This is a genomic window from Arthrobacter sp. JCM 19049 (assembly GCF_001310435.1).
Window position 1 is genome coordinate 1 of the sequence record NZ_BAXF01000550.1, and the last position, 1,358, is coordinate 1,358.

Here is a 1,358-nt window from a genome sequence, read left to right on the forward strand (position 1 = left end):
CGGGCCGGCCACCGCGGTGGCGGCCAACGCCATCGGCAACGCACCGGAATCGACCTCCGGGGCGCCGGCCATGGACAGGGCGGAGGAAATCAGTGCCGCCAGCCCGGAGGTGAAGATCATCAACAACACAAAAAGCAGGCCGTGCATGACCAGGGCCCGCACGGTGCCCACGGTGCTGCGCGGCGCGGCAGCCAGGGAGGTGGCCATCATCAGTACCCCATTTCCTCATCCGTGCACAACGCCACAAGCCACGGCGCCAGGCTGACCTTCCAGACCCCGTCCTGGCGGGTGAGCTGGAACTCATCCTCGTAGCCGCCCACCCCCAGGGACAGGGGTCCTTCCAGGTGCAGCATGTTCATCCGCACCCGCACGGTCGCGGTGGAGCCGGCGGAGGAAGCGGACACCAGCTCCATCCCCACCTCCTCCAGCCCCTGCCCGTCGTTGCAGGCCCGCTGCCCGGGCTGCACGGACAGCCCGCGCACCTGCTCCCAGTCACCGGCCGAGTAGGCGTTCAGGTAGGACTGGGTGGCGGCCTGCGGGGAACCGGCCGGTAGCTGGGCGCCGCCCGGGCGCAGCAGCACCAGGCTCATGGCGGTGATCAGCACCACCGCGCACAGTCCTGCCAGGACCCACACCAGCCGTCGCGAGGAGGCGGCAATACTAGTCATGACCCAATTCTGCGCATCAGCCGGCGCGAAGGCCAGCCCGGGGTGGTCTCGGTTTGATGAAGATCTCAGCCCACCACGCCAAACTTTTTGGGATAATGGTTCGGTGACCCTGCTATCCGATACCCCCGCCGTGCCCCAGACGCCCACCAAACTCGAGCTGCCGCCCCTGCAACTGGGCAAGCACACCATCGAGACCCCGGTGGTGCTCGCCCCCATGGCCGGCATCACCAACCGGGCGTTCCGCCGGTTGTGCCGCGAATACGGCGGTGGAGTGTATGTCACCGAGATGGTCACCGCCCGCGCCCTGGTCGAACGCAACCAGGAGTCCATGCGCATCATCTCCCACGACGCCGACGAGCAGCTGCGCTCCATCCAGATCTATGGGGTGGATGCCAAGACCGTGGGCGCCGCGGTGCGCATGGTCGTCGAGGAGGACCTGGCCGACCACATCGACCTGAACTTCGGCTGCCCGGTCCCCAAGGTGACCCGCAAGCGGGGGAGCGGCCCTGCCATGGAAGACCGACCTGTTCACCGCGATCATCGCCGCCGCCACCTCCGAGGCCGCCAAGGGCGAGATCCCGCTGACCATCAAGATGCGCAAGGGCATCGACGAGGACCACCTGACCTACCTGGAGTCGGCGAAGATCGCCCGCGACCACGGGGTCGCGGCGGTGGCACTGCACGGGCGCA

2 protein-coding genes and 1 pseudogene are annotated in these 1,358 nt (G+C 68.2%); 1 reads left to right on the plus strand and 2 read right to left on the minus strand.

Going from position 1 to position 1,358, the window contains the following annotated elements:
• Together JCM19049_RS14350 and JCM19049_RS14355 are read right to left on the minus strand one after the other, a co-directional pair.
• The coding region (locus JCM19049_RS14350; protein WP_279403279.1) for a hypothetical protein at positions 1-210 on the minus strand (210 nt) is incomplete at its 3' end.
• Positions 210-668 (minus strand): hypothetical protein, encoded by a 459-nt coding sequence (locus JCM19049_RS14355; protein ID WP_054821912.1) that lies wholly within the window; start codon positions 666-668, stop codon positions 210-212. The genes JCM19049_RS14350 and JCM19049_RS14355, both read right to left, overlap by 1 nt.
• A 103-nt stretch (positions 669-771) precedes the next feature.
• Between JCM19049_RS14355 and JCM19049_RS14360 the strand changes: the two are divergent.
• Positions 772-1,358 (plus strand): annotated as a pseudogene (locus tag JCM19049_RS14360) (tRNA dihydrouridine synthase); the annotation flags it as partial.

Coding starts and splice junctions, on each gene's coding strand:
- JCM19049_RS14355 (WP_054821912.1), bottom strand. CDS start 668: ATGACTAGTATTGCCGCCTCCTCGCGACGGCTGGTGTGGGTCCTGGCA.